This window comes from Pseudoxanthomonas sp. LjRoot204_2, from assembly GCF_056175765.1.
On record NZ_JBGFFG010000123.1, the window covers coordinates 1 to 8,246 of the forward strand.

Sequence of the window (8,246 nt, forward strand, 5' to 3'; positions counted from 1 at the left end):
GTCCCACTGGGCACGACCAGGTGGTCGAAGCCGCCGCGCGCCAACGCTTCGTCCGCCCGCCGCTTCATCGTGGCCAGATGATCGGCGTACAGCGGGACGAGGTCGGTATCGAAGGAAGCGGGGGCATTCATGGCGTCGGCTCTTACTGAAGAGCCGCCATTCTGCCGCAATCGACCGGACCCCGGCCGCAGCGGTGCGATCAATCGGCTTCGGGGCCGGCGTTGACCCACTGGCGCAGCCGTTCCAGCGGCTCGCGGTCGATGGTGAGGAAGCGCAGGCCGGCGAAGGCCTGCCCGGGCGTGTTCGCGGCGGCGGACCAGATCAGGTGCGCGCCCACATCGATCGGCTGATCCTGGCCGCGCGCGTCCTGCAAGTGGAAACGCAGCTGGTACAGCGCATCGTCGACCATCGGTTCGGTGGCGACCAGCAGCATGCCCGATTCAGAGAGGTTGCCGAGCCGGCCGATCACCTGTTCCGTCATCAGGTCGAAGACCGGCACCGGCTTCGGGACGTTGCGCCGGCGGGCGCGGCGGAACTCGCGCATCATGCGATGTCTCCTGCGGGTTCGCCGCCACGCCCCGTCAGGCTGCGCAGCGCGCTGAGGGTGGCGTTCCAGGCACGGTCGATCAGGCGGCCGCGATCTTCGGTGACCACCTGCGCCTGGCCCTTGGCCATCAGGTGCGCCAGCGTATCCAGCGAATGCTCGCCCACGCGCTGGCCGCGCTGGTTGACGAACAGGGCGTTGCCGGTCACCGGACTGAACCACGACAGGCGCTGGCGCTGCACGTCGCCCTGCTGGTTGCGGGTGAATTCGAACCAGGTGCCGAACGGGAGCGTGCGCAGGTAGTCGTAGCACTCCTGCTCCTGCGGCGTACGCGGCTGCACCGGCTTCTTCTTGACCTCGCCCTGTCCGCCCAGCCGCGCGCGCGCCTTCAGTCGCGCGGTCAGCTCGGTGCGCGACGTGGTCTCGTCTTCCTCCGCACTGGAGAGCCGGCGCGAGATCGCGGCGGCCTCGTCCTCGTGGTAGCCCACCTGCACCAGCGACTTCTCGATCTTCGTCGCCAGCGCCGGATCGGCGGGCTGCGCCGAGGTCGTGGCGGCCACGATCTCCAGCGTGGTCTGCAGCTGGTCGGCCCACTCGGTGGACGATTCGCCATTGCGCAGCTGGGTGAGCGTCAGCACGTCCGCCCACGCCTGGCTGAGCAGCGCCTGCACGAACTTCTGCGGTTTCGCATCGGCCATCGCCGACTCGATGGTGTCGGCGGCGCGCTGCTTGGCCACCTCCAGCCGGTCCTTGCCGCGTGCGGCTTCGATCTGCCGACGCTCGGCCAGCTCCGCCTTGCGCGCGGCCGCCTGCAGGTGCTGCTGCACGTCGCGGTTGGCGTCTTCGAAGACAGCCTCATCGCCCTCGTAGGTCTCGACGACGGTCTCCACCGCCTTGTGCAAGCGTTGCACCAGGTGGGGATCGACATCGTCGTCACCGAGCCAGGTGGCGCCGGACTCGGCGACCGTGTTGAGGAGGTCGCGCGCCGGGTGCTGCGGCCGCAGGAAGAAATTGCGGTCGCGCAGGGCCGCCTGCACCACGGGTACCTGCAGGCGCACCAGCATGTCGGCGGCCGGCGCGTCGTGCTGCACTTCGCGCTCGATCTCGTTGTAGAGCAGGTCGAGCAGCTCGAACGTGTCGGAATCGGCGCTGGCCAGCGTGGCGCCGGGGCCGTGCTTGGCGCGGACTTCGGCGAGCATGGTCTGCTGGAGGTCCGCCACGGTGCGGCGCGGCTGGTCCGGTGTCCGTGCGGGCAGCGGTGCGCTCTGCAGCATCCGCAGCGTGTCGAGGACGTCCGGCGTCGGCAGCAGGCGGCGTGGCGCCGCATCGCGCGTCGCGCTGCCCCCGGTGGTCGAGGGCATTGCGGCAGCACCGCCCGTGCCTCCCTGTGCCTGGGGCAGACCGCCGCCGTCGCCGATGGATGCAGGGTGCGCGCCGGCACCCCCGTCGGGGGTCATCGCTGCGCCGTCGCCCGCCTGTCCCCCGAGCGACGCGATGTCAGCGGCCTGCGCCAGTGCATCGGCCTGGAGTCCGCCGCGGCGGATGGCCAGCAGCTTCTGCAGGACGTCGAATGAGCCCGCCGTCTCCTTCGGCGCGTCCGCAGCGGTCGCGGCATCGGCTGCGGCAGGCGCAGACGTGGCCGCCGGCGGGAAGGCGTCTCCACTCCCCTTGCCACCGGTCAGCGCACCCGCCACCGCGTGCAGTTGCTCCGGCGTCAGCGTGGCCCAATGCGATCCGGCCGGCTGGCCCTGCCAGCCGGTCATGGGCCGGGCGCCGCCGCCAGCTTCGTCGCGGGGCGGCCGCACGATCTCGAGATTGCGTGCGCGCCGCGGCATGTAGACCAGGCCGGGCAGGATGCCCTCGCGCGCCAGGAACTGGTTCACCGTGTTCGCCCACTCGGTGTAGTTCAGCATCACCTTGTGGTCGAAGCTGCGGTACAGCACGAGCTGCGCATCGATGGACAACTCGAGGCAGGCGGCGGCTTCCTTCAGCAGCTGGCACAGGCGGTAAGGGCCCAGCGGCAGCGTCTCGGCCTCGTAGGCCGGTTGGCCGGCGATGACGCCCATCCGCTGGCCCAGCATCAGGATCTGCGCGTTGCCGCGCTGCTCATGCCGGCGCGCGACTTCGCGCAGCACGATTTCCTGGTCCATCACCGCGTCTTCGACCAGGGTCATGGTCTGGAAATCCAGGCGGGCGGGGGGCTGTTCGCCGCCACTGCGCGTGCTGCGGATCGCGGCCAGCTCGGACTCCAGTGCGAACATATACTGCGGCACCAGGTCCACGCGGTTCTTCTGCAGCGACCGCAGGTCGACGAAGATCTGCGTCTGCATGTGGTTGCTGCGGGCCTGCTCGGCCTGCTTGAAGAGCTGCTGCTCGAACTCCACCAGCATGCCGTTCAGCGCGGACACGAAATCCGGCGCGATGTGGTCGAACAGGTTCTGCAGCAGTCGCCGCACGCGCGGCGGCAGCGCCGACGATGCAATCGTGGTCGGCGCGGCAGCGGACGTCGGCGGTCGTGTCGCGGTCATCGGTGCAGTGGGCTCCCCCGTGGCGGCATCATTATCACACCCTGTGTCGCCTGCGCACCCATCCATCGCCATCTCACGGCAGCCGGGTGCCTAGCTGTCCAGGAACAGTTCGACCACATCGTTGGTGAACCGGCGTCCCAGCGCCGTGGGGCTCACATGGGTCTGCGAGACGTCCAGCCAGCCCCGTTGCAAGGCGTGTTCCAGCGGACCGGCGATGTTCGATACCGGCAGGCCGGTGGTGGCGGTGAAGTCCGCCAGTGCGAAGCCATCCTGCAGCCTCAACGCGTTCAGCATGAACTCGAACGGTCGGCGATCCGGCGTGATGTCGTCGTCACCGCCGATCGCCGCCGGCGTGCCCGCGGCGGCGAGATAGGCGGCAGGATGCTTGATCTTCCAGCGGCGCAGGATCCGCTGCGTCGCCCCCGCGGTGATCTTGCCGTGCGCGCCGGCGCCGATCCCGATGTAATCGCCGTAACGCCAATAATTGAGGTTGTGCGCACAGCGGCGTTGCGGACGGGCGTATGCACTGACCTCGTAGTGCGCGTACCCCGCGTCGGCCAACAGCGCCTGGCAATGCTCCTGCATGTCCCATGCGTGATCGTCGTCGGGGATGCCCTGTGGTGGCCGCGCGAAGAACACGGTGTTCGGTTCCAGCGTCAGCTGGTAATGCGAGATGTGTGCGGGCTGCAAGGCGAACGCGCGCTGCAGGTCGTGCTCGGCCATGGCCAGGGTCTGGCCGGGCAGGGCGTACATCAGGTCGAGGTTGAGGTTGTCGAAGCCGGCATCCTGCGCCAGCCTGACCGCGTGCTCGGCCTCGCGGCTGTCGTGGATGCGGCCGAGTTTTTCCAGGCTCGCGTCATCGAAGCTCTGGATGCCAAAGCTGATCCGGTTGACGCCCGCCGCCCGGTAGCGGTCGAAACGCCCGTGCTCGGCCGTGCCCGGGTTGGTCTCCAGCGTGATCTCCAGCCCCGGCGCGAAACGCAGCCGGCTGCTCGCACCCTGCAGGAAGCGGTCGATCGCATCCGGCGGGAACAGGCTCGGCGTCCCGCCGCCGAAGAACACGCTGTGCACGGTACGGCCCCATACGAGCGGCAGGTCGTGGTCCAGGTCGCGCAGCAGCGCATCCACGTAGTCGTCGAACGGCAGTGCGCCGTTGCCCTGGTGCGAATTGAAGTCGCAGTACGGACATTTGCGCACGCACCACGGCAGGTGCACGTAGAGCGAGAGGGGCGGGGGAATCAGCATGTCGGGTAAGCCAGTCTTGTCGTCCGTTCAAGCATCGGCAGGAGCGCCCGGTGGGCGCGATGCTTCGTCTCGCGGGGTCTGCGGAAAAGCATCGCGGGCATGGCCCGCGCCTACCAGGTCTCGAGCAGGCGCTGCTTCAGGCCGGCCAGCGCCTTGCCGCGATGGCTGATGCGGTTCTTGTCTTCGAGCGGCATTTCCGCGGCGGATTGTCCGCGCTGCGGATCGAAGAACACCGGATCGTAGCCGTGGCCCCCGTTGCCGCGACGCTCGCGCAGGATCTCGCCGCGCCACTCGCCCTCGACGATCAGGGGCTGCGGATCGTCCGCGTGGCGAAGCAGCACCAGCACGCAGTAGAAGTGCGCGCCGCGACGTTCGCCGTCGACGTCGTCCAGCGCTTCCAGCAGCTTGTCGATGTTGCGCTCGGCGTTGCCGTGTTCGCCGGCGTAGCGCGCCGAATACAGGCCCGGTGCGCCGTCCAACGCATCCACGCAGATGCCGGAATCGTCGGCCAGTGCGGGCAGGCCGGTCTGCAGGCTGGCGTGGCGTGCCTTGATCAGCGCGTTCTCCACGAACGTGGTGCCGGTTTCCTCGGCGTCATCCACGCCCAGGTCGGACTGCGCGACCAGTTCGATGCCGGTATCGGCCAGCAGGCCATGGAGTTCTTCCAGCTTGCCGTGGTTGGAGGAGGCGAGGACGAGTTTCATGGCGGATCAGCCCTTGGGTTGCAGCAGGTCCCAGCGATTGCCGTAGGCATCGCGGAACACGACGACGGTGGCGTAGCCTTCCTCGCGCGGCGTCTCCAGGAATTCGACCCCGGCGGCGACCATGCGCGCATGGTCGCGCCAGAAGTCGTCCGTCTGAAGGAAAAAAGCCACGCGGCCGCCGGTCTGGTCGCCGATGCGCGCGCGCTGTTCGGCGGTGCTGGCCACGGCGAGCAGCAGGCCGGTGCCGCCATCGCCGGCCGGTGCCACGCGCACCCAGCGCTTGCCGCCGCCGAGGTCGGTGTCCTCGCGCACCTCGAAGCCCAGCGCATCGCGGTAGTGAGCGATGGCGTGGTCGTAGTCGTCGACGACCAGGGTGACCAGGCTGAGGGTCTGGGACATGCGGGGAATCCGTCGAAAGGGACCGACCAGGGTAGGGGTCAGCCCGCCAGCGCCGCACGCTGGGCGGCGAACAGCTCGCCGATGCCCTTCTCGCCCAGCGCCAACAGCGCATCCAGTTCATCGCGGCGGAACGCATGGCCTTCGGCGGTGCCCTGCAGTTCGATGAAACCGCCGCCGTCGTTCATCACCAGGTTCATGTCGGTGTCGCAGTCGCTGTCTTCGGGGTAGTCCAGGTCCAGTACCGGCACGCCGCGGTAGATCCCGACCGACACGGCGGCCACCGCGCCGTGCACCACGTCGCGCTTGATCTCGTTGCGCGATTTCAGCCAGTTCACCGCATCCACAAGCGCGACGTAGGCACCCGTGATCGCCGCGGTGCGCGTGCCGCCGTCGGCCTGCAGCACGTCGCAATCCAGGGTGATGGTGCGCTCGCCCAGCGCGCCGCGGTCGACGCAGGCTCGCAGCGTGCGTCCGATCAGCCGCTGGATCTCCAGCGTGCGACCGCCCTGCTTGCCGCGCGAGGCCTCACGATCGCTGCGGGTATGCGTGGAACGCGGCAGCATGCCGTACTCCGCCGTCACCCAGCCCTCGCCCTTGCCGCGCAGGAAGCCCGGCACCTTGTTTTCCACCGTCGCGGTGCACAGCACGCGGGTGTGGCCGAAGCTCACCAGCACCGAGCCCTCCGCATGGCGGGTGTAGTTGCGCAGGATGCCGACGTCGCGCATCTGGTCGGGCAGGCGGCCGCTGGGGCGGGAGAAGGACATGGGGACATCCGCGATGAGGGGGGTGAAGTTTAGCAGTCGCGTTCCGCCCGCCCCGGCGGCCGCCGTGCGGGCTGCTAAGATGCGCCGCTCACTGGTCCGATGGGCAACCGCATGATCCGCAGCATGACGGCGTTCGCCACCGCCGAACGCGCCACCGACGGCGGCACGCTGGCGGCTGAACTGCGCGCGGTTAACCACCGTTTCCTGGAACTGGGCGTGCGTCTGCCGGACGAACTGCGCGCGCTGGAACCCGCGCTGCGCGAGCGCGTGGCGTCGCGCGTGTCGCGCGGCAAGCTCGACCTGACCCTGCGCCTGCGTGCGCCTGAAGGCGGTGGCGCGCTGCAGCTCAATCCGCGCGTCGTCGCGCAGTTGGCGGACCTGGCCTCGGACCTGTCCGACCGGATGCCCAACCTGCGCACCCAGCTCACCGACCTGTTGCAGTTCCCGGGCGTGCTGCAGACCAGGGGTGTGGACATGGAGGCGCTGCAGGCCGAGGCGCTGTCGCTGCTGGATGCGGTACTCGACCAGTTCGTCGCCGCGCGCGAGCGCGAGGGCGGCAAGCTGGTGGCCGCGATCCTGGAGCGCGTGGACGGCATCGCCTCGCTGGCCGCGGAAGTGCGCACGCTGATCCCGCAGATCCGCGCCGGCCAGCGGCAGAAGCTGGAAGCCCGGCTGGCCGACGTGGCGCAGAACATGGAGCAGGGACGGCTGGAACAGGAACTGGTGCTGTGGCTGCAGAAGCTCGACGTGGACGAGGAGCTCGACCGCCTCGACAGCCACGTCAAGGAAATCCGCCGCGTCTTCACCCAGAAGGAGCCGCAGGGCCGCCGGCTGGACTTCCTGCTGCAGGAGTTCAACCGCGAGGCGAACACGCTGGGCTCCAAGTCCGTCGACATCCGCACCACCAACATCGCGGTGGAACTGAAGGTGCTGATCGACCAGATCCGCGAACAGGCGCAGAACATCGAATGAAGCGCGGAACCCTCTATATCGTCGCGGCGCCGTCGGGCGCGGGCAAGAGCAGCATCGTCAACGCCGTGCTGGCGCGCGATGCCGACATCGCGCTGTCCATCTCGTTCACCTCGCGCGCGGCGCGACCGGGCGAACGGCATGCGCAGCACTACCACTTCATCAGCGCCGACGAATTCAAGGCGATGATCCGGGCCGGCGATTTCTTCGAGTACGCCGAAGTGCACGGTGACTGGAAGGGGACGGCGCGCCAGTCCGTCGAGCCGCAGCTCGACGCCGGCAAGGACGTGCTGCTGGAGATCGACTGGCAGGGTGCCCGCCAGGTACGGGAGAAAGTGCCGGACGCGGTGAGCGTGTTCATCCTGCCCCCGTCGCGCGCCGCGCTGGAGCAGCGCATGCGCAACCGCGGGCAGGACAGCGAAGAAGTGATCCAGCGTCGTCTGGCGGCGGCCCGCGAGGAGATGTCGCACTACGACGAGTTCGACTATGTCATCGTCAACGACGTGTTCGACACCGCGGTCGAGCAGATGCACACCATCTTCACCGCCAGCCGCCTGCGCCGGGAGGCGCAGGACGTGCGCCACGCCGATCTGATCGCCGCGTTGCTGGCGGAGTAGCGCCAGGCTTTCGCAGAGCCTCGCTTGCCAGGCTCCGCGCGTCCCGAGGTCCGGTGGGATGCGTACAGCCAGCGGAGCCAGCTCGGCTCTATGACGGCAGGGATCCGTAGCGGCGCCTTAAATCATTGATTTTCAAGGAAAGGCTTGCATTGCCAGGCCTGGCTGCCTACAATCCCGGCCCCTTTCCGTATTCACTGGGCGGCCAGCCGGTCGCCGGGAGCCCGCATGGCCCGCATCACCGTCGAAGATTGCCTGGAAGTCGTAGATAACCGTTTCGATCTGGTCACGATGGCCGCCAAGCGCGCCCGTCAGCTCGCGAACGGCGTGGAACCGCAGATCGACAACAACGAAGCACAGGACAAGCCCACCGTGCTGGCGCTGCGCGAGATCGCCGCGCGCAAGATCGACAACGAGCTGATCGACCGCGTCGAGAAGGCCGAGCGCGAGCGCGCCGAACGCGAAGCGCTGGAATGGGC

General features: G+C 68.8%; 9 protein-coding genes. 3 read left to right on the forward strand and 6 right to left on the reverse strand.

Translation table 11 applies throughout. From position 1 onward, the window contains the following. Positions 1–199 precede the first annotated feature (199 nt). The 6 genes from AC04L7_RS07735 to rph form a co-directional block, all read right to left on the reverse strand. A complete protein-coding gene (locus AC04L7_RS07735) occupies positions 200–547 on the reverse strand; it encodes a PilZ domain-containing protein (protein ID WP_296278190.1) in 348 nt (115 codons plus the stop codon). Beyond that, positions 544–3,072, reverse strand: coding sequence for a DUF1631 domain-containing protein (locus AC04L7_RS07740; RefSeq protein ID WP_436000275.1), 2,529 nt, complete (start codon positions 3,070–3,072; stop codon positions 544–546). The genes AC04L7_RS07735 and AC04L7_RS07740 overlap by 4 nt, the downstream gene beginning before the upstream one ends. A 90-nt stretch (positions 3,073–3,162) precedes the next feature. Next, entirely contained in the window at positions 3,163–4,317 is a 1,155-nt protein-coding gene (hemW, locus tag AC04L7_RS07745) for a radical SAM family heme chaperone HemW (RefSeq protein ID WP_436000273.1), read from the reverse strand. Between the two features lie 110 nt (positions 4,318–4,427). Further along, complete coding sequence (gene rdgB, locus AC04L7_RS07750) at positions 4,428–5,021, reverse strand: RdgB/HAM1 family non-canonical purine NTP pyrophosphatase (RefSeq protein WP_299346755.1); 594 nt, start codon at positions 5,019–5,021, stop codon at positions 4,428–4,430. Positions 5,022–5,027: 6 nt separating this feature from the next. Next, positions 5,028–5,420: a VOC family protein gene (locus AC04L7_RS07755; RefSeq protein ID WP_296278194.1), complete on the reverse strand. Its 393-nt coding sequence runs from the start codon at positions 5,418–5,420 to the stop codon at positions 5,028–5,030. Positions 5,421–5,458: 38 nt separating this feature from the next. Then, complete coding sequence (rph, locus tag AC04L7_RS07760; protein ID WP_296278195.1) at positions 5,459–6,184, reverse strand: ribonuclease PH; 726 nt, start codon at positions 6,182–6,184, stop codon at positions 5,459–5,461. A gap of 111 nt (positions 6,185–6,295) precedes the next feature. Here rph and AC04L7_RS07765 point away from each other — a divergent pair, with 111 nt between their 5' ends. From AC04L7_RS07765 to rpoZ, 3 genes are all read left to right on the forward strand, one after another. Next, positions 6,296–7,156, forward strand: coding sequence for a YicC/YloC family endoribonuclease (locus AC04L7_RS07765; RefSeq protein WP_299346888.1), 861 nt, complete (start codon positions 6,296–6,298; stop codon positions 7,154–7,156). Continuing rightward, the gene (gene gmk / locus AC04L7_RS07770; protein WP_296278196.1) at positions 7,153–7,770 is read left to right on the forward strand and encodes a guanylate kinase; all 618 of its coding nucleotides are present in this window, start codon (positions 7,153–7,155) and stop codon (positions 7,768–7,770) included. The genes AC04L7_RS07765 and gmk overlap by 4 nt, the downstream gene beginning before the upstream one ends. A 225-nt stretch (positions 7,771–7,995) precedes the next feature. Beyond that, the coding region (gene rpoZ, locus AC04L7_RS07775) for a DNA-directed RNA polymerase subunit omega (protein ID WP_475512779.1) at positions 7,996–8,246 on the forward strand (251 nt) is incomplete at its 3' end.